The organism is Lactobacillus kimbladii (genome assembly GCF_000970755.1).
Lineage (GTDB): Bacteria > Bacillota > Bacilli > Lactobacillales > Lactobacillaceae > Lactobacillus > Lactobacillus kimbladii.
Window position 1 is genome coordinate 1953022 of sequence record NZ_KQ034007.1, and the last position, 19872, is coordinate 1972893.

Genomic DNA, 19872 nt, shown 5'->3' on the forward strand with positions numbered 1-19872 from the left:
AATTTATCCTTCCATTTGATAAAAGCGATCATGACTAACTATATCCGCATAAGTTTCACGTGTAACTACTACTTGTGCTTGACCATTTTCAGCAAACACAACTGCTGGCCTAGGAACACGATTATAATTAGATGCCATACTATAGCCGTAAGCACCAGTTGCTAAAACCGCAATTACATCTCCGGGTTTGCTTTTAGGCAGTGCCAATTTGTTAATAATAATGTCGCCAGATTCACAATAGCGTCCTGCCAGCCTGACAGTTTCTACTGGCTTGGCATGAGGATTTTCTGCTAATAATGCCTCATATTGTGCTTCATAAAGGGCCGGTCTGATATTATCACCCATGCCACCATCCACGGCAACGTAAGGCAATAGTCCCGGCACTTCTTTGCGTGCACCGATTGTATATAAGCTATAGCCAGCCTCTCCTACAATTGAACGACCCGGCTCAATCCAGATGGCCGGCATTTTTAAGTGGCTTATTTGCGCACATTTTTTAACTGTCTGCACTATTTGACTGATGAAGGTTTGAGCAGTTATAGTATCATCCTGTTCGGTATATCTAATGCCAAAGCCGCCACCTAAATTTAAAATGCGCGGCTGGTAATCATATTTTTGCTGCCAGTTATTGACCAACTGCATCAGTTTTTCAACTTCTAGCTTAAAACCCGCTGTTGCCAAAATTTGTGAACCGATATGTGCATGCAAGCCGATCAAATTCATCTGTTTATTAGCTTTTACCTCTAAAAATGCCCGCTCGGCTTGTCCTGATCTAATATCAAAACCAAACTTGCTATCTTCTTGACCAGTTTGGTCGTATTCGTGAGTATGAGCTGAGACCCCTGGAGTTAGCCGCAGCATTACTTGCACTTGAGCACTTGTTTTTTGCAAAATCTGCGTTAGCAACTTAATTTCATAAAAATTATCCAGAACAATCACACCGACATGGTTTTGCACGGCCATTAATAACTCATCAGCTGTCTTATTATTGCCATGAAAACTGATTTTCTCTGCTGGAAATCCTGCTTCTAGAGCCGTGTACAATTCTCCGCCAGAAACAACATCAACATGTCCACCAAGTTCATTAATTACCTGATAAATCGCAATTGTAGCAAAAGCCTTACTGGCATAACTTATTGCATAATTCACATTTTCCTCTGCAAATGCATCTTGGAAAGCCTGAAATTGCTGTTTGATTTTTTGTACGTCATAAACAACTAATGGGGTACCAAACTCCTTTGCCAGTTTCAATGCATCTACTCCACCAATTGCTAAGTGACCTTGAGCGTTAGTCTGGTAATAATCATTAGCAGCCATTTAAGTCTCTCCCTTTTGTTAAATAAAAAAGGCTCTTTTGTTGTGCTTAACAAAAGAGTCCTTCAAGTTATTATCTGGTATCAATTTTGTCGATAGCGCTCCGCGAATATAAAATTGCGACAGTCCGTAACCTGTTAGATTACGTCCCAGCTAATTAATTACCGCAATAATTAATGCTTCGGCAACCGCCCCTTTAACCGGTTTCTTAGCTTTTGCAGAAACTCCACCAGCTACTTTTGTTGGTTGCAACCTCTTCGATTTATTAAAATATTATTATTAATTAATATGATTGTCAACCATTTTTACCGACAAATATTTTTTAACTTTCAATTCCTCAAAATTATTTATTGCAATTAATTATTTAAAAGTTGTATCAAAGGCTATTAAACTCAGCGTTTACAGACAGTTTTTTTACCAAAGTTTTCTTAAGAAAAATAATAGCGTTATTAATTAGCAACTTTCTTTTACGGTTGAAGATTAAAATTTTAATGTTAAAATCCAATACTAATTACTTAAATTAAATTTAATTGTGAAAGGTATTAACATGAAAGTTGTAAAATTTGGTGGTAGTTCTCTAGCTGATGGAGAACAATTTCAAAAAGTTTTAAAAATTATTAATGCTGATCCGGCTCGTAAAATTGTAGTTACTTCAGCGCCAGGAAAAAGATATAACAATGACACTAAAGTAACAGATTTATTAATAGAATATGCCCAAAAAGCAATTAATAAACAAAATTATAGTGCAACTGTTAGAAAAATTTGGTCCAGGTATCATGACATTGCTGCTTATTTTAAAATACCCGAACAATTATTAAAGCCTCTATTGCAGGAATTACATAATCTGCCTCAAGTTTCTTATCCAAGTAAAGATTTTTTAATGGCAGGCTTTAAAGCACATGGAGAAAAACTAAATGCACAGCTTCTGACTTTAATTTTACAAAGTCTACATCTACCCGCTCGTTTCTTAGACCCGAAAGAGTCTGGCTTTATAGTGACTGATAATCCTAATGACACCCAGGTTTTACCGGAAACTTACAACAATTTGCAAAAGTGGGCTCAAACTTCAGATTTATTAATTGTTCCCGGCTTTTACGGTATTACTCAAGACGGTTTAATTGCTACTTTTTCTCGAGGTGGATCTGATATTACTGGTGCCATTTGGGCACGTGGGCTAAATGCAGACTTGTACGAAAACTTCACTGATGTCGATGCTATTTACGCTGCTGATCCTAGAATAGTTACGCATCCCCACGCTGTTAATGTTATGACATACCGCGAGTTGCGAGAACTGTCCTATGCAGGCTTTTCAGTTTTTCACGATGAAGCTATTATTCCTGCAATTGAAGGACAAATACCAATTAATGTCAAAAATACCAATCACCCAGATTTACCTGGAACAATGATCGTACCTGAAAATAACTTCCAGCCTCAAAGTACAATTACAGGAGTAGCTAGTTCTGGTCATTTTGCAGCATTATATTTACATAAATACTTGCTAAATAAACAGGTTGGTTTTACTCTTAAATTACTACAAATTTTTTATAAATTTAATATATCTTATGAGCACATGCCTTCAGGAATTGATGATTTAACTGTGATTTTTGACAAACGCCAATTTAATGAGCAAATTCGCCAGCAAATGTGTTTTGAAATTCAACAGGCACTTAATCCTGACCAATTAGAATGGATTGATGACTACGCCATTATCATGGTTGTAGGAGAAGGAATGAAAAACAAAATTGGCGTAATGAAGAATATCACGCTGCCTCTGGCACAAAAGCATATTGCAATTCATATGATTAACCAAGGTGCTTCACGAATCTCAATTATGCTGGGTACCAAAAAAGCGGACGCAGCTGCTGCTGTTAGAGAAATTTACCACCAGTTTTTTTAATTAATTTAAGGAGCAATTTTTATGGTACAACTACAAAAAGTTCACGGTTCACAGAATAAATTTTTTCTACTAGATCAAACACAATTGCAAAACCCTTTAACTAAAAATGAATTAGTTAATTTGGCCCAACAAATAACTAACTCCGCCACAGGATTATTAAAGGGAGCTGATGGTTTGTTAGTGATCAGCAATTCGCAGCACTCACAAGCCATAGGCAAAATGCAGGTCATTAATGCTGACGGTTCTTTTGCTTCCATGTGTGGCAATGGTTTACGTACTGTAGGCCGTTATCTAGCAGAAAAATTTCACAAAAAATCTTTCAAGGTTGAAACAATGCAAAGTGATTTACGTGTTAGTTGTCAGCCGGACTGGGCGCAAAACGTTAAAGCAGTCAGTGTCGAAATTAGTCCGGTTAGTTTTGCAGCTGCAGATCTTCCTTTTACCAACTTAGGCTGCTCTGAACTACTAAACCAAGCAGTACCTGAATTTGCACCCAAGTTAACCTTTTCAGCAGTCGCTGTTCCCAACCCACATTTGATTAGTTTAGTTTCAGATGATGTTTTAAAAAGTGACTTGTTAGCAAATTTAGGAACAAAATTAAATCATAAAAATCCTTATTTTCCAGATGGAGTAAATGTCAGTTTTGCTCAAGTTTTGTCTTCTGGCCACCTTTTCGTTCGCACTTTTGAGCGCGGTGTTGGTTTTACCAATGCCTGCGGTACTGGCATGTCTGCAACAAGCTTAATTTACGCTTTGACTAACCAGTCAGAGAATTTGTTTGATAAATTGCTGACTGTTTTAAATCCTGGAGGATTTGTCCAAACAAAGGTACATCGCACCGCCAATAGCTATTGGATCGAATTAATTGGAAATGCGACAGTTACACATTACATTGACGTTGCAGAAAGTACCTTGCACCAGAAGCAGCCTGATTTTAATAATTTTAAGATTACCACTACTTCAGAGAATGAAGCATATCAGAATTTTATTGCTATGAATAATAACTAAAGTAGCTGATATTTTAAAAACCAAACTTAAACAAGTTTGGTTTTTTGAATTATATTTATAGTATCTTTATTATCATTTTTAATTAATATATTGATGATTTATTATGATTTTTGACCAAAATCATCAGAACATAGACATCTTTTGAAAAGCATATTACTTGCCCAGCTTTTTAGGTTGGGGTTTTCTTTAAAGAATTATATTTAGAAATCAAATTTGATACTTTGCCTTAAATTTGCCGTTATTTTTTTAACTAACGGATCGTTCTCCCTTAAAGATGAGTATGCTAATCCATATGAAAAATCATCATAGTAATTTAGTTGCCGGTAACTGATCCCTTTTTGAGTAGGATCAATCGCAAAATTAGGAATAATCGCTACCACCCTTTCCGTTGACAAGACGTAATTGTACATCAAAAAGTAGTTATCAACTGCTTTAATATTTTTCTTCTCAAGTTTTTGATAAAGAAGTTGATTAAGTTTAAAAAGACTAGGATAAGTTTGATCTGTGAATAAAACTAATACTCTATAACTTTTAAGTTCATCTAAGTTTACTATTTTTTTAAAATGTAATTTGCTATTAGAATTAAACATCAGTAAAAACTTTCCCGATAGTAATTGGTTAAAGCTTATTCCTACAGCATTATTAACAAGATCACTAGAAAGTAGTGCCATATCAATTTTACTATTAGCAATTTGAGAAACATAGTTTCCTAAATAATTAATAATGAAATTGAAACTTGTTGGTTCAAATCCCTTTAAAAAGTCTGCTAAAAAGATGCTTTCAAAAGGTGAATAATCCAAGCCTATTTTAATATCACGGAAAGACTTTTCTTTGTGAATATTTTTAATATTAGCAATTGCAGCATCTTTTTCCTTGAGAATATTGAGGGCAACATTGTAAAAATAGATACCATCAGTTGTCAACGCGATTTGATGGGGATTACGAACAAGAAGTTGGGTTTTTAATTCTTTTTCCAAGTCATTGATATTTTTGGAAATTGCAGGTTGAGAAAAATTAAGTTTGCGAGCTGCAATCGTGAAACTTAAATTGTCACTGACAGTGATAAAACAACGAAGTTGGGTAAAATTCATTTTACTATTCCTCTTAGTGATAACTTATTCCAAACTATAAAAGTCAGTTCTATATTCTGCAGTCTATCATTAACTTAAAGAATAAAAGAAAGGATATTTGAAATGTTGGATAATTATGATGTAGTCATTATAGGTGGTGGCCTGTCTGGATTTGCTGCAGCCACTGAAGCTGCTGATAAAAACCTGAAAACCCTTCTTGTAGAAAAGGGCCATACTACTGGTGGAACAGGCAACTATGTTGAAGGGATTTTTGCTGTCCAATCGCAAATGCAAAAAGAAGCAGGGATCGACATTAAGCCTGAAGACATCCTCCAAACCGAACTAGAATACTCACATTATGAAGCTAATGGATTAATCTGGAAAAAATATATTGAACATTCTGCTGAAAATGTCAGCTGGTTACAAAAACATGGCGTAAAATTTAAAGGTGTCGTTAACATGGGCACTGGCTTTGCCACATGGCATTTATTTGATGGATATGGTGATAAAGCTATTCACAATGGCTTAGAACCTTATATCAAAAGTAAAGACACTGAGATAAAAACTTTAACCAGAGCAACTGAAATAAGTCAGACAGAAACAGGAGAATTTAGTCTTAAACTTGTTAACGTTAGCGATAATTCCGAACAAACTGTTTTAGCTAAAAATATTGTTTTGGCTTCTGGAGGTTATTTAAACAATAAAGAGCTAATGAAACATGCGCATAAATATAATCCTCAAAAAATTGTTGCTGTCAATTCTGGTAAAAGTACAGGTGACGGTCTAAAATTGGCCTGGTCACTTGGTGCACGTAAATTTTTCACCGGAATGACAATGAATTTTGGTGGACAAATTTATGATGAAACTAATCAAGTACCTGCTTATGAACTATCTGATTGGAACTTAGGCAGTGCTGTCTGTGATGAACCCGTTTTATGGGTTAACGAAAATGGCGATCGTTTCGTTAATGAATATGCATGTGTAACAAATTGGGCCAATGAAGGGAATTCTATGTTACGTCAAGATCGGATTTTTGCGATTTTTGATCAAAAGACAATCGATGATTTTACTAATAAACAGTTTCCTCTTGATTTACATCCATTTTATGAATTACCTAACTATCCCAACTTGAAAAAAGAAATTAAAACTGCCTTAGACAAAAAACTCAGTTTTATAACTAAAAGTGATACAATATCTGACTTAGCAGAAAAATTAAATACTCCTAATCTTCAAACAAGTATTGCAAGATACAATCATTTTTCAGAAACTGGAAGTGATAATGACTTCGGTAAATCTGCAGAATATTTGCTACCGGTCAAAGAAGGTCCATTTTATGCTTTGGAAATGCAAGTTGGAGCCTTTACAACAGGTGATGGTTTAAAAGTTAACCTGAAAAACGAAGTTATTGATACTAATGGCAAAGCTATAAAACACTTATATGCTGTCGGAAGCGATGGTTCTGGCGTTATTTATGGAGATACATATGGTGTCGAAGTTAGCGGTACACACGCAGGTTACTGTATCTATTCTGCAAGAAATGCAATTAACGATATTGTTAAATAAATCAGAAATCACCCATTTAACAAAAGAGGGATTGATCAGTACGGTAGATTACTGAACAATCCCTTTTATTCTACTTATATTCTTACTTTGTGATAGCCCCAAAAGAGTACTGATAGCATTATTATTAACAAAATGATTCCTAAAATAAAAACCATGTTCCAGTTTAATGAAAGTTCATAAACTAGACTAACTGCTGGTACTGCAAAGGCTCCGACTAAATAAGTAATAGAATTAATACATGAATATCCTGCCGCAAAGTCTTTACCTAAAATATCTTTTGCAAAAATCTGCTCTCCCGGCCCATAAATATCTGTCAAGATGTCAGCGCCAATGGCACTAACTAGGGCAAAAATTGGCTCATGTTTAACTGTTGCCAGAATCAGAAGAGGAAATGTACATAAACCCAAAAATAACCAAACTGGCAGAGACTTGGCTCCACCAAATTTTTCGGTAGTGATGGCAAACACTGGTGTAACTAGAATATCAATTCCTGTCATAATTGTTTCCATTAAGCCTCCTATTGCTGCGCCAAAACCAACTTTAACCGCATAAGTAGGAAAAAGCTGATTCATGTTTGAAGCAAAAGTAATTGCAATGAAGAAAATCAATGTGAGTATAAATGGTTGCGAGAGCCAAAGCTTTTTCAACCGCTTTGAATTATTTACAGTTTTACTATTAGTATTTCTTTTTGAACACTTATCAAAACCGTACGGCTTTAGACCTACATCCTGAGGCTTGGCTTTCATTATTAACGAGCAAGGTATTCCTAAAATTAATGTCAACCAAGACAACATAAACATTGTTTGTCTCCAACCTGCAATAGAGATTAGATAAGTTAAAACTGGTGTCATAATCAACAAATAAATGGTGGAAACAAATGAGCCCATTTTAAAAGCCAAATTTTTTCTACTAACAAACCAATTATTGAGGACAATACCTTGAACAACGGTTCCACAGGTCGCACTACATATGCCAACAATAACGGCAAGAATATATAATTCCCAAACTTGAGTGATATGTGAAAAATACCAAATACTGAGTGAGCCTACAACTATTGCTGTCAAAGTTATTTTACTTAAACTGATTTTAGCAATTATTTTATTAATTAATGGCAGCATTGCCGCAATGGAAAAACTAATTAACGTATAATAAAGTGAAACAATTGACATTCTACTATTTAGAGAATGAACTAAAGGGTTTAGGAAAAGACTAAATAACAAAGTGTAGGTATATTCCAGCAAACTCATCAGTAAGCCTGAAGCAATAATAATTATCCACGGGTATGTTTTTTGTAATTTTGTTATTTTTGTCATTTTTCAACTAAACAATTATTGAACTTTTTAAAAGTCTAATTAATTATTACAAGCAGCTTGTTGCCCAGCTAGTCTGCCAAAAGTCTGAGCATGGCTGCAAGTTAAACCGGGAACATGGTCTGGATATGAACCCCAGAAAAAGCCGCCACTGGCATTACCAGCTGCGTACAAATGAGGAATCGCTTCTCCTATTTTATTAAGTACTTGCATCTTAGTATTAACTCTCAAACCATCAAGTGTTGCTAACAACCGGCCACCATAAACTGCTCCGTAAAAGGCACCTTCTTTAATTGGTAAAAGTCTGAAATCTTCTTTACCAAATTCGGTGTCCTTACCTTCTGCACACATTTTATTATAATTATCCACGCTGGCCTTTAAATTTTCTACCGGAAGGTTCAATTTTTCAGCTAATTCTTCGATTGTAGAAGCTTTTTGTATAAAACCTTCTTTAATCCTAGTTGCAATTTCTTGCTTATTTTCTTCAGTATTGTAAAAGCCTGGCCAGTTTAAGCGAGCACAACCCAAAGTATGAAATTTTTGCAAATTATCCATTGTAGCATCATTCCAAATCGCTACTTGTAAATATCCTGGTTGCTTAGTTGCCCTATTCATATCAAACTCATATGGCGCACTTTCATTTCCTACACGTTCACCATTTAAGTTTAGTTTTAACAATGGATAGCTTCCCATCCAAAAATAGCCGACATCTTCCCAAGACTTAACATAATATTCATTTGTATTAGTGCCAACTGGAACTGACCCACGATCAAATATGATTTCTGCAGGTTCTTCATCCCTCCAGGCACCAATTTCTAAGGCAGCTACTTGACCTGAACCATCATCTCGTGGACTATCAGAGTATACATTCTTCTTTAGGCCTAATGGATTCCATTTTGCCATTAAGGCTTCATTTGAACCATAACCACCTGTACAAATAATGACACCCTTTTTAGCTCTAAATTTCTTTACTTCAGAGGTTTTGGTATTTTTGGTTACCACACCGGTTACCACACCATTTTCAGTAATCAAATGTTCCAACTTAGTTTGCCATAAAAATTCGGCACCAAGTTCCTTGGCTTTTTCAACGACCCACTTACCATAGAAAACATCTTCATGCTTATCATTTGTAACATCATGTTCAGTTGGAAAAGCCGTGTTAATCAAAGTATGATATTCAGCATCTGGTTGTGCATAAAGATGTGAACCATGAGGCTTTAAAACATTATCTTCGAGCCAATCAACAGTTTCGGCACTATTATTAACCCACTTCCACAATAATTTTTGATCTACATTATCTTGAGCAAATGCTGACAAATAGTTAATTAACTTATACTTGTCAATTTCAATTCCTGCTTTTTTCTGAGCCTTTGTTCCAACAGCTGCAATACTTAAACGGTATAAAAAGCCCGTACTATTCATTTTATCAATGACTAAAACTTTAGCGCCTTTTTCAGCAGCTGCACAAGCTGCCATACCGCCAGCATTACTTGCACCAACAACAATAACATCATATTCGTTCATATTCATAATCTCCTCCTATTTTGCTAATTTATCTGCTCTTTTTTCACCAATAATAACTGCAAACAGAACTATAACTTCACAGATTGCTACAATACCAACAACAATATTCCAATTATGTGTTGCATCAGCAATATTACTCAAAACTGGCGTAGCAAAAGCACTTACTACATATGTAATAGAACTTGCATAAGAATAACCGGCATCAAAATCTTTGCCTAAAATATCTTTAGCAAAAATTTGTTCTCCTGAGCCCATAATGACAGAAATAGCATCTGCAGGTACTGCAGCTATCAAAGCCAATGGAATCAGCCTCGTTTGATTTGCAATAATCATCAATACTGGAGCTAGAATTGTCAAAAATAGCCACCAAGGCAAAGCTTTTCTTCCACCAAAGTGATCACTGGTAACCCCAAATAATGGAGTCATAATCAAATCGGCTACAGTAATGATAGTTGCAATTAAACCACCCACATTTGCGCCAAATCCAACACCTTCAGCAAATGACGGCCACAAGGATGTCATATTGCCGGCAAACTCATTGAAACAGAAGAAAATTAAAACAAGAACAAATGAAACTGATAAAAGTACTTTACCTGTACTGGAATTACTACTTTCTTCCACTTCACTATTATTATTTACTTGATCCAGTTCAGCCTGTGAAGAAACTCCATAAGGCAATAAATTCAACTTAGCTGGTTCTACTTTAGTAAACAATGAACACGGAACACCAACAACCAACATAATAATTGCTAATATAATAAAAGCTCTGCGCCAACCATTACTTTGAATAATTTGAGATGCAACTGGAGTAATAATTGCCAAAAAGATAGTATTAAAGAATGCCCCAGCAGTGAAAGCAAAGTTTTTGCGTTTAACAAACCAATTGTTAATAACGACTCCTTGAACTACATAACCGCTGAAACCACAGCAAATACCTACAACTGCCGCCAAAACATAAAAAGCCATCACATTGTTGGCCATGGAAAATAACCAAGTCGAAGCTGCCGTAACGACAATAGCACCTAATAAGATTAATGAAACGTTAACTTTGTGAATAAATTTTCCCACTAGTGTTGTACCAACTGCAGTGGCTAAAATTAAAACAGTGTAGTAGTAAGAAACTGAACCTAATTTTCCGCCACCAATAGAATTAGCAAGCGGTGTCAAAAATAGTCCCATTACTTGTGTAAAAACACCAGAGACTACACCGCAAAGCAAACCAGTAGTAACAATCATCAACCAAGGATATATTTTTTGCTTTTTACTCATTTCCTCTATCTCCTTCTCTAGTTTAATTAAATTTATGGTAGCATGGTGTAAAGCACTTTCAGCAGATAATAAAGAAAGCAGCTTTTCCAATTTGGCAAAGCTGCTAATTTATTTTTGTTAATGAAATAAGGAAATTACATGAATACTAATCAACTTAAATATTTTCTATCTTTAGTTCAAACCAGAAATATTACTCAGACTGCAAATCAGTTATTTGTGGCCCCTTCAACAGTTTCAAAAAATATTCATAAATTAGAAACCTTCTTAGGGATGAAATTAATAAAACCCGGCCGACGTGGTATTGAACTCACGGCAAGTGGTGAATTCTTTTATATTAAGGCTAAAAGAATATATGCAGATATCAATGAAACAGTTACAGATATTAAAAACAGCAATTTAAGGGCTACTGAACCTATTACAATCGCTTTCACAGGATCACTATTTGAAATTGAATTTTTATCAAAGTTTATTCAAAACCTAGATAGTAAATTGCAGTCCAGAATAAATCTGGAAATTTTTGATCCTAATGACGGCAATGATATTTCCACATCATTGATTCAAGGAAAATATGATTTTGTTTTATATCAGAAAGATTTTTTTATAGACAAAAAGGAAATAAATTTTGAACCGGTTTTTTCAACTGGTCTATCAGTTATTGCTTCTAAAAAGAACCCGATTAGCAAAAATAAATCTTTAAAAATCAAAGATTTATCAAAACAAGAAGTCTACATTTGGAACTCTATTCCACCTTTACCTTTAATCAATCACTTTAAATTTGAATTAACTCTTAAATATCCTGAATTTGACTTCAAAAGTATCAGCGATGAAGTAGTATTAGAAATATTTTGTGCCAGTAACAGATGTTTAGGAATCGTTCCGAGTATTCTTTACGACAAGGTCAATGAAAATTTGAATTTTATTTTATTGAATTACAATATTTCTTTTGCCAATGGCATTGCCTATCGCAAAGGATATGAAAAAAAGGAATACTTTCAACAAGTTTTCACAGCTTTAAAGCATGCGGAACTATCTGAAAAAAGCACTTGGATTGACTAGTTACAGGTTGTGTTTATTTCTTAAAAACGTATTCAATAATCACTTTTAAGTTAATTTATGACCTTCTTTTTTACTTATATTGAAGTAAAATATAATACTAAAGCGATTACAAAAAAGGAGAGCTGTAAAATGTCAGAACCTGACTATCGAAAATTAGTTGAAGAAACACGAAATGCAATTAAAAAAGGTGATGATCAGCGCGATGCTGGATTGCCAACACAAATTCCGGAAGTAGAACGGTTTGATGATATATCCTATGGTGAAGATCCTAAATATCAGATACTTGATGTTTATTTACCAAAGAATAAAACTTCTGCTAAATTACCGGTAATCGTAAATATTCACGGTGGCGGCTGGATATATGGCACCAAAGAAACCTATCAGTTTTATTGCTTGGCTCTGGCTAAAGAAGGATTTGCCGTAGTTAACGCCAATTATCGTTTAGCACCAGATGTGGTCTATCCCGGAGAACTGGATGATATCAATCGCGTGTTTCACTGGGTAGCACAAGAGGAAAATGCAACAAAATATCAATTCGATCTAAATAATGTCTTTATTGTTGGAGACAGTGCAGGTGGCCAAATGGGAGAACAAATTTTAGCAGCTTACACTAACAATGAATACCGCAAGTATTTTGGATATTCAGTACCAAAGTTAACAATTAAAGCTGCCGCTTTAAATTGTGGTGCCTACTTCCTAACCGCAATTCCCTCATATACTGGGGCACCAGAAGCCTATTTTCGTCCAGAAATTCGGTTAAATAAACATGATGAATTAAATGTAGAACAATTTTTAACTCAAGCACTGCCACCGCTTTTCTTAATGACCTGCACAGATGATTTCTTGCGTGATAACGCCTACATGTTATCAGGCTACCTGAAGGCCAAAAATATTTATCATGAACTTCATTTCTATGGTGATAAGGAACACCCACGGGGCCACGTTTTCCATGTTAATCAAAAGGATGACTTGGCCAAAAAATGTAATGAAGATGAACTAAACTTCTTCCGTAAATACATCAATTAACAGCGCAAAAAACCGAACTAGTATTGTCTAGTCCGGTTTTTTACTGTAAATTTTTAGAGCTACTGCTGCTGGTTCCTTTCTTTTCTAGAGAACCAAAACATAAATAGTGGTAAAATTATGAACCCAAAGATCATCATGAAAATTGCATACCAGTTAACACCAACGACTTTACCATTCTCAATAATACCAAATTGTGCTTGCCAGTTATATTTAACCAGCAAAAAGATTACTAAAACTATTGACAAAATTGGTACAAATATATCAGTTATGATATTCTTAGGAGCCGGCAAAATTGGCTGCTTATTTTTACCATAATAAAAGCAGATTACTGCCAGAGGAACAATTATGAATCCTAAAAATCTGACCATAGCACTCAACGTAATCAAGTTAGTCATGTTATATTGAAAAGCTAAGGGCACTAAGATTGCTAATGCTTCAGAAATAAAGAAAGTTTTAATGGGAAAATTATTTTTAGTCCTTTTGGTTAAAGTAGCCGGCAGTTGATGTTCACGGGCCATTGCCTCCAAAATGCGTGGTGCATTAAAACTAGAGGCAACATTTATTCCCAGCATCGAAATAAGCGCTCCAACTAAAATTACATCCCGCAATATATCATTTTTAAAAATCGCACTGATTGCCACCACTTGTTTAGTTGTCATCAATGCCTTAGGATCCAAAACCATCGCTACTGCCACTACCCCAATATAAATAGCAGCAATAACTAAAATTGCTAGTGGAATAGCCTTTGGTAAGTTTTTTTCTGGCTCTTGCATATCTTCTGAACCAGAAGCAACAGATTCAAAACCTGTAAAAGCATAGAACGCTGAAACAACAGCCATCACAAATCCCGTTATGGTTAAAGCTGGTACTATTTTATGCCCATTCTGCGTTATTTGGTCAACAGATGACAAGCTATGTGTAGCTCCAGTTTTAATAAGTAAAACAACACCCGCCACAATAATTAAAATTAATGCAGCTAACTTACCTGCTGTAGCCACGTTCATTACAAGTTTCACAAATTTTTGCCCAAATAAGTTAATTACAGTTACTGCAATCATTAATATAATAAAACCAATGGTGACATTTAAAAAATTATCAGGATTGCCACCAAAAATAGAAATAGTCGATTTGATTACACCGACAGCCATTACTCCCCAAGCAACACTAGCAGAAAAATAGCGCAAGATACCGACGTAAAAGCCAACATTGTCACCAAATGCCGCCTTAGAATAAGCATAAGAAGCGCCAGACTTAGTGACGTATTTGGCTGCCGCTGAAAATGAAATAGCTAAAATTGAAGCAAAAACTGCAGCGATGAAATAGACAATTAATGCTTTGCTCCCTGCCTGGCTAACCACGCTCCCGGGAGTTAAAAAAATACCCGAGCCAATAATCGAATTAATTGCTAAAAAGACAATTGACCAAAAGCCTAGTTTATCCCCAGCGTTTTTATTTTGAGTCATTATTACTCCTTACTTGGCGTTTTTAACCACAAATTTAAATAAATTATTCATATATTTTGTATTCGGATTATTATGTAACATTTCAGGGTGCCATTGAATTGCTAGAACCGTACCTTGTTTATTTTCTAGCCCTTCGGGCACGCCATCACTTGCATCAGCAACTTCAAGTAAATCTGGAGCAACATCTTTTATCAACTGGTGATGAAATGAGTTAACCATGCATTCAGTTTTGCCTAAAGTCTTAGCTAATAAGCTGTTTTTCTTAATAGTGACTTTATGAGTAGGTAAATCAGGCGTATGACCCTGCTCATGTTTCAGGGTTTGCTCTGGGCGATAGCTAAGATCTTGGTAAAGACTGCCACCATGTGCTACATTAATGATCTGAGCACCTCGGCAAACTCCAAGAACCGGTTTATTGGTTTCTTCCGCAATCTTTAATAACAGCATGTCGAAATGATCTCGCTCAGGCCAAATCGGCCCTATTTTGGGCGATAATTCTTCACCATATAGATGAGGGTCAACATCGTGACCGCCACTTAAAATAAGACCCTGAACATATTCCATTTGGCTCTTTATAATGTCGTCATTTTCGGTAAATGGAATTATAAACGGAATTCCGCCATTTTTAACAACAGAATCCACATAGTCTTCATTAACATAACTACGTCTGTATCCTGGAAACATTCCACCAGAATCAATCATTTCAGATCCGGCAATGCCAATAATTGGTTTCGTCATTTTTTCTCCTCATTTAAGCTGATACTAATAGTTATTAATATTATAATAGTTATTATCAATTTAAGTGTATCTTTTGTTTTTAAATCTTTTTTACCAGAAGCATAGTAATAATTTATAGTTATTTATGTAAAAAATTAACTCTTGTTTACTTTTCGTAGTAAAATATTTAAGTTAAAAATTTTGAGCAGGTTATTTCTAAAAGAGTGATGCAGCATGAAAGCAGTCAATAAAATCATTAAGCAGCAAAAAATAATGTGGGCTACTCTTCTAATTTTATTTTTAGTTTGTGTGATTTGTCGCACCCTGCCAAAAATATCCGATGTTAACTGGCAAACAATTTTATCTTTATTTAGTTTAATGCTTGTCACACAATATTTGATTAACATTAAGGCATTGGACTACTTAAGTCAAAAAATCATCAATCTAGCTCATACCCATAGACAAGTTACTCAGTTATTAGTTCTATTAGCAGGATTTTTAGCTATGTTTTTAACTAATGATGTTGCGATCCTAAGCTTAATACCATTATTTTTAGTTATTCACAAGCAGGTTCATGGACCATTTACTTTTCCTTTGGCACTAATCACAATTGCAGCAAATCTAGGAAGTGCATTGGCTCCTTTCGGTAATCCGCAGAACCTCTATCTCTATAATCATTATCAGCTTTCTACGGCTAATTTTTTCAAAATTTCACTCCCATTGTTCCTAATTAGTTTTGTTTTAATTTTGTTAACAACATTTGTAATTCCAGCAACTCCACTTCCAGTTTTAAAACAAACAGACTATGAGGTAAAACCAATTTCTCTAATCATTGCTTTTGCACTACTAATAGTTACACTTGCAGGAGTACTTCATTTCGTACCGCTAATTTATACTACAATTGCTGTTGTGGCAGTCATTTTAATTACAAACCGTTTTGTTTTTACACAAGTTGATTATGGTACTTTAATTACTTTTATCGGCTTTTTCCTGATAGTAGGCATTTTAGGAAGACAAAAATTTATCATTACGCTTGTAACCCAGCTTTTAAAACAGAGTTTCTTTATCACCTATTTAACTGGTATATTATTGAGCCAAGTAATCAGCAATGTTCCGGCTACTTTCCTAATTACACGCTTCAGCACAGATATCACAGCAATCTTTCTTGGCGTTAATGTCGGTGGATTAGGGATTCCATTAGCATCATTTGCAAATTTATTAGCTTTAAAGCAAGCCCACGTACATGGCAGGCAAGTATTATTAGGCTTTTTGACAATTAATTTTATTTTTTTAATTGTTTTAGCTACAATAATTTTCCTGCTATTACCCCAATTAATAAAACTTAGTTCTTTTTAGAAATTCTATTTATTTCCCGGGAAATATTTTCAATGTCATTAAATGAAGCATTAGGATCGGAAATCAGTTGGTCTAATTTGAATTGTAATAAACTGATCTGATTAGCAATTTTAGCATTTTCTTTACTCGAGAAATCACTGGGAGTTATTAACTTGTGATTTTTTATTTTCCAAGAAGTAAAGTTTAAGTTTTTTAACAGGTTCTGATCGTGAGAAACTATAATAACAGCAAACGGATAGTTTCTTAGAAATTCTTCTAAAGCATTAATAGATGAAATGTCTAAGAAATTGTCCGGTTCATCAAGTATCAGCAAGTTATGTTCACCTAAAAGCACTTTTGCCAATTTAAAACAAACAAGCTGTCCTCCACTCAAAGAACTAACGTGATTATCCAAAGATCTTTGCAAATGCAAGTCACCTAAAAGCTGCATTGTAGTGGTTTTATTAAAAATGCTGTTTTTATATATTACCTCTTTTACTGTAGCTGTTTCTTCAGTTTCCTGCGCCATATTTTGTTTGAAATAGCCCATTTTTAGCTGCGAATTAAGCCAAACAGCCAGTTCTTTGTGAAATAATTTTGCTAAAAAAACTGATTTTCCAGCACCATTTTTTCCGGTTAACGCTATTTTTTCTTTTCCTTTAATCTTCAACTCTTTAGTTATACTAAATAATTGCTTTTTATGTAGAGTAACACTTTGAGTTTCGAATCTGACTATGCTGCTTTTCTGTGACAACTCCAGGTTCATATTTTCAATATTGCCTAAAGTGATTGGCTGATGAACTTGCGGCTTTTCCAGCGTTGTTTCTGCTTTAGCTATACGCCTTTTCAGTAAAGTACTTTTACGAAAAAGACTTTTCTCTAAACCGCTACTATCTTTTATTTTCCAATCAGACCAGGAAATATTTTTCTTTTTCTTAGTAGATTTTTTAGCCCTAGTTGCAAATTCTTGTTGGTTCTTTTTTAGTCTTTTAATCTCAACTTGTTTTTGAAAATACTGAGTGTTCTGCCTTTTTTCTTGTGCTCTAAGAAATTGCTGGTATTCTTCATAAGTACCTTTAAATTCATAAACTTGCTGGTTTTTGATCTGCCAAATAACATTGACAAGCTTGCTTAAAAAAGTCTGATCATGACTTATTACTAAAAGTGGCTGTTTTAAGCCGTTTAAGACTTTAATTAACCATTTCTGTTGCTCAATATCTAAATTAGATGTCGGCTCATCCAAAATTAGCAGAGAATTCTGAGTTTGATTTATCTGAAGTAATGCTTGAATAATAACTGCTTTTTCCTTTTCTCCACCACTTTGCTCACTGTTATTTAAAATTTGTGGTACTAAAACAATATGACAATTTCGTTTAACTTGCCCTTCTATCCCAAAAATTATAGGCTTTTCAGCAATAATGTTGACCAACGTAGTTTTACCTACACCATTATCACCTATCAAACCAACTATTTGTCGGTCTTGAACATTTAAATGAGGAGCTTGAAATAAAACCTCACCTTGATAATCTACTTTAAGATTAGTAATTTTAATGTATTCCATATTAACACCTGCTTTTTGCTAAAGAAAAAGCACTGATAACCAAATTGCCCATAATTTGATTAGCAGTGCACAAAAAGCCAGTGAAACTAAAGAACCACCTTAATAGAGAACAGTACTAATTTCTGATTATCGGCAAAAATGCGTGATAAAAGCATTGGTTATCAAACTTTTTTGCTTACTAATAAAATCAGAAATTAATTCTCCATTTTTGCAATACCTTCTTTTCCTAAATTGTCTTAACTATATCATATTTCTTTCATTTTTCAACAGCTCAATTATTCAACTTTTTCAAAAATCTCACATACCATTGGTGCCTGTGGATAAAATTTTTGACCATTGGCTTTAAATTCATCTTCAAAGAATTGATCATGAACTTTGCGCCAGTACTGATAACTGCGATCTCCTTCACCTTCATGATAAGCATGCTCTGCGGAAATTTGATTATAAGGGATAATTTCTACCACTTTATTTTGAACAACACAGACAGGGTCACCCTGACTATCAAGAATTATGTTCCAATCGCCAGCTTTAGGCATATCTTCATCACCCGGTATATATTCTGAAGTTGTGGCAGTTTTAATCCCTTTGTCAACTAGCTCAGCCAATTCATCTGCATCTTTTTTATTAGAACCAAAAGCCCAAGCGTCAACTTTAGTGCCAGTAGCCAAATTATGCTTAAGGCAAAAATCCTGCCAAAATTGTTTTACATCATTATCCATTACAGCCACCATTCTGGAGTTAGTTCGCCCATTGTAGCGACTTTGTCCTTTTCATAGTCCAGCATAATTTCAACTTGCTGATAATCTTTTTCCATTAACTGAACAATAAATTCGCGACAGGCTCCACATGGAGCACCATTTTTACCATCTGCCATTAAAGCTAAAACCCGGCTAATTCTGGTTTCACCATTGGTAATCATATTAAAAAGAGCACTGCGTTCCGCACAGACGCCTAATCCGCACGCTGTGTCAACACAAACTCCCGTATAAATTTTTCCTGATTCAGCTAGAACAGCAGCAGCGACACCACCAGCTTCCATATGAGGACCAATAGCAGTGAACCCTTGCACTTTTTTCGCTGCTTCAGACATTTTTTGCCATGTTTTGTCCATTATTTCCACCTGCAATTCTTTCATAAAATATCTATAAAGCTAAACTCAAATTTTCTTTGACATGATATCAAATTTATAGCTGCCACCATTTGAATGTACCATCTCAGTATTTCTTTTGACATAACCAGCTCTTTGGTAGACCTTAATTGCACGCAAATTGAAGTCAGCAACGGATAAAACAATTACTTGATAGTCATAGTTATCTTTGACAAAATTTTCAATGACAGTTATAAATTCGCTGCCTAGACCATGACCAGTTAGATTAGGAGCTAGTCCCAACCCAACTTCAACTTGTTCTCTTTTCTTCTTATCTGGATCAAGACAAAAGAAGGCGACTAAGTTGTCGTTTGTATCCAAAACCTGAAAGTAGTTATTTTTACGCAATTTGGGAGAAATTATTTCATCATAATCTTCTTGATCATTTTTCATATCGTAAAAAGCATATTGTCCGTCGTAATGCCACTCATCTGCGATAATCCTGGCATTTTTTTGCGACAGTAGTGCTATTTTTCGAAAAATACTTTTATTCATTTCTTCACCCCTATTCTTTGGATATTAAATACTAATTAATTATTTAATATACTGAAGCCCTATCCAAAAAGCAAATTTTGCATAAAAAATCCGCTTTTGCTTACACGGAAGCAAAAA

General features: G+C 34.8%; 17 protein-coding genes and 1 riboswitch. Of the genes, 6 read left to right on the plus strand and 11 right to left on the minus strand.

Annotation, left to right across the window (positions count from 1 at the left end; translation table 11 throughout):
• Window positions 1-3: 3 nt before the first annotated feature.
• Window positions 4-1317 carry a diaminopimelate decarboxylase gene (gene lysA, locus JF75_RS09465; protein ID WP_046332797.1) on the minus strand — a complete coding sequence of 438 codons (1314 nt, stop codon included), beginning with the start codon at window positions 1315-1317 and terminating at the stop codon, window positions 4-6.
• 84 nt (window positions 1318-1401) lie between these two features.
• Window positions 1402-1580, minus strand: a riboswitch (Lysine riboswitch).
• A 281-nt stretch (window positions 1581-1861) separates the two neighbouring features.
• Here lysA and JF75_RS09470 point away from each other — a divergent pair.
• Complete coding sequence (locus tag JF75_RS09470) at window positions 1862-3211, plus strand: aspartate kinase (RefSeq protein ID WP_046332798.1); 1350 nt, start codon at window positions 1862-1864, stop codon at window positions 3209-3211.
• 21 nt (window positions 3212-3232) lie between these two features.
• A complete protein-coding gene (gene dapF / locus JF75_RS09475; RefSeq protein WP_046332799.1) occupies window positions 3233-4219 on the plus strand; it encodes a diaminopimelate epimerase in 987 nt (328 codons plus the stop codon).
• Between the two features lie 200 nt (window positions 4220-4419).
• Here the strand turns inward: dapF and JF75_RS09480 are convergent, their stop codons facing one another.
• Window positions 4420-5310, minus strand: coding sequence for a LysR family transcriptional regulator (locus JF75_RS09480; protein WP_046332800.1), 891 nt, complete (start codon window positions 5308-5310; stop codon window positions 4420-4422).
• Window positions 5311-5412: 102 nt separating this feature from the next.
• On the opposite strand from JF75_RS09480, the gene vprA reads away from it, so the two are divergent.
• The gene (gene vprA / locus JF75_RS09485) at window positions 5413-6852 is read left to right on the plus strand and encodes a vinyl phenol reductase (protein WP_046332801.1); all 1440 of its coding nucleotides are present in this window, start codon (window positions 5413-5415) and stop codon (window positions 6850-6852) included.
• Between the two features lie 74 nt (window positions 6853-6926).
• Here the strand turns inward: vprA and JF75_RS09490 are convergent, their stop codons facing one another.
• From JF75_RS09490 to JF75_RS09500, 3 genes are read right to left on the minus strand one after another with little or no spacing between them, the layout of a single operon-like run.
• Window positions 6927-8165 (minus strand): MFS transporter, encoded by a 1239-nt coding sequence (locus JF75_RS09490; protein ID WP_084605788.1) that lies wholly within the window; start codon window positions 8163-8165, stop codon window positions 6927-6929.
• A gap of 39 nt (window positions 8166-8204) precedes the next feature.
• The gene (locus JF75_RS09495; RefSeq protein WP_046332803.1) at window positions 8205-9692 is read right to left on the minus strand and encodes an FAD-dependent oxidoreductase; all 1488 of its coding nucleotides are present in this window, start codon (window positions 9690-9692) and stop codon (window positions 8205-8207) included.
• 9 nt (window positions 9693-9701) lie between these two features.
• Window positions 9702-10955 (minus strand): MFS transporter, encoded by a 1254-nt coding sequence (locus JF75_RS09500; RefSeq protein WP_046332804.1) that lies wholly within the window; start codon window positions 10953-10955, stop codon window positions 9702-9704.
• 138 nt (window positions 10956-11093) lie between these two features.
• Here JF75_RS09500 and JF75_RS09505 point away from each other — a divergent pair, with 138 nt between their 5' ends.
• Window positions 11094-12011 (plus strand): LysR family transcriptional regulator, encoded by a 918-nt coding sequence (locus JF75_RS09505; RefSeq protein WP_046332805.1) that lies wholly within the window; start codon window positions 11094-11096, stop codon window positions 12009-12011.
• Window positions 12012-12140: 129 nt separating this feature from the next.
• Window positions 12141-13037 carry an alpha/beta hydrolase gene (locus JF75_RS09510; RefSeq protein ID WP_046332806.1) on the plus strand — a complete coding sequence of 299 codons (897 nt, stop codon included), beginning with the start codon at window positions 12141-12143 and terminating at the stop codon, window positions 13035-13037.
• Between the two features lie 59 nt (window positions 13038-13096).
• Here JF75_RS09510 and JF75_RS09515 read toward each other — a convergent pair whose 3' ends face one another.
• Both JF75_RS09515 and JF75_RS09520 read right to left on the minus strand, forming a co-directional pair.
• Window positions 13097-14500 (minus strand): APC family permease, encoded by a 1404-nt coding sequence (locus JF75_RS09515; RefSeq protein ID WP_046332807.1) that lies wholly within the window; start codon window positions 14498-14500, stop codon window positions 13097-13099.
• A gap of 9 nt (window positions 14501-14509) precedes the next feature.
• Window positions 14510-15238, minus strand: a complete 729-nt coding sequence (locus tag JF75_RS09520; protein WP_046332808.1) for a gamma-glutamyl-gamma-aminobutyrate hydrolase family protein — start codon at window positions 15236-15238, stop codon at window positions 14510-14512.
• Between the two features lie 213 nt (window positions 15239-15451).
• Between JF75_RS09520 and JF75_RS09525 the strand changes: the two genes are divergently transcribed.
• The gene (locus tag JF75_RS09525; RefSeq protein WP_046332809.1) at window positions 15452-16573 is read left to right on the plus strand and encodes an SLC13 family permease; all 1122 of its coding nucleotides are present in this window, start codon (window positions 15452-15454) and stop codon (window positions 16571-16573) included.
• On the opposite strand, the gene JF75_RS09530 is transcribed toward JF75_RS09525, so the two are convergent.
• The 4 genes from JF75_RS09530 to JF75_RS09545 form a co-directional block, all read right to left on the minus strand.
• Window positions 16560-18113 (minus strand): ATP-binding cassette domain-containing protein, encoded by a 1554-nt coding sequence (locus JF75_RS09530; protein ID WP_046332810.1) that lies wholly within the window; start codon window positions 18111-18113, stop codon window positions 16560-16562. The genes JF75_RS09525 and JF75_RS09530 overlap by 14 nt on opposite strands.
• A gap of 275 nt (window positions 18114-18388) precedes the next feature.
• Complete coding sequence (locus tag JF75_RS09535; protein WP_046332811.1) at window positions 18389-18832, minus strand: ASCH domain-containing protein; 444 nt, start codon at window positions 18830-18832, stop codon at window positions 18389-18391.
• On the minus strand, window positions 18832-19224 hold the full coding sequence (locus JF75_RS09540) for a cytidine deaminase family protein (protein ID WP_046332812.1): 393 nt from the start codon (window positions 19222-19224) through the stop codon (window positions 18832-18834). Before JF75_RS09540 ends, JF75_RS09535 begins: the two co-directional genes overlap by 1 nt.
• 45 nt (window positions 19225-19269) lie before the next feature.
• The gene (locus JF75_RS09545) at window positions 19270-19755 is read right to left on the minus strand and encodes a GNAT family N-acetyltransferase (RefSeq protein ID WP_046332813.1); all 486 of its coding nucleotides are present in this window, start codon (window positions 19753-19755) and stop codon (window positions 19270-19272) included.
• Between the last annotated feature and the right edge of the window lie 117 nt (window positions 19756-19872).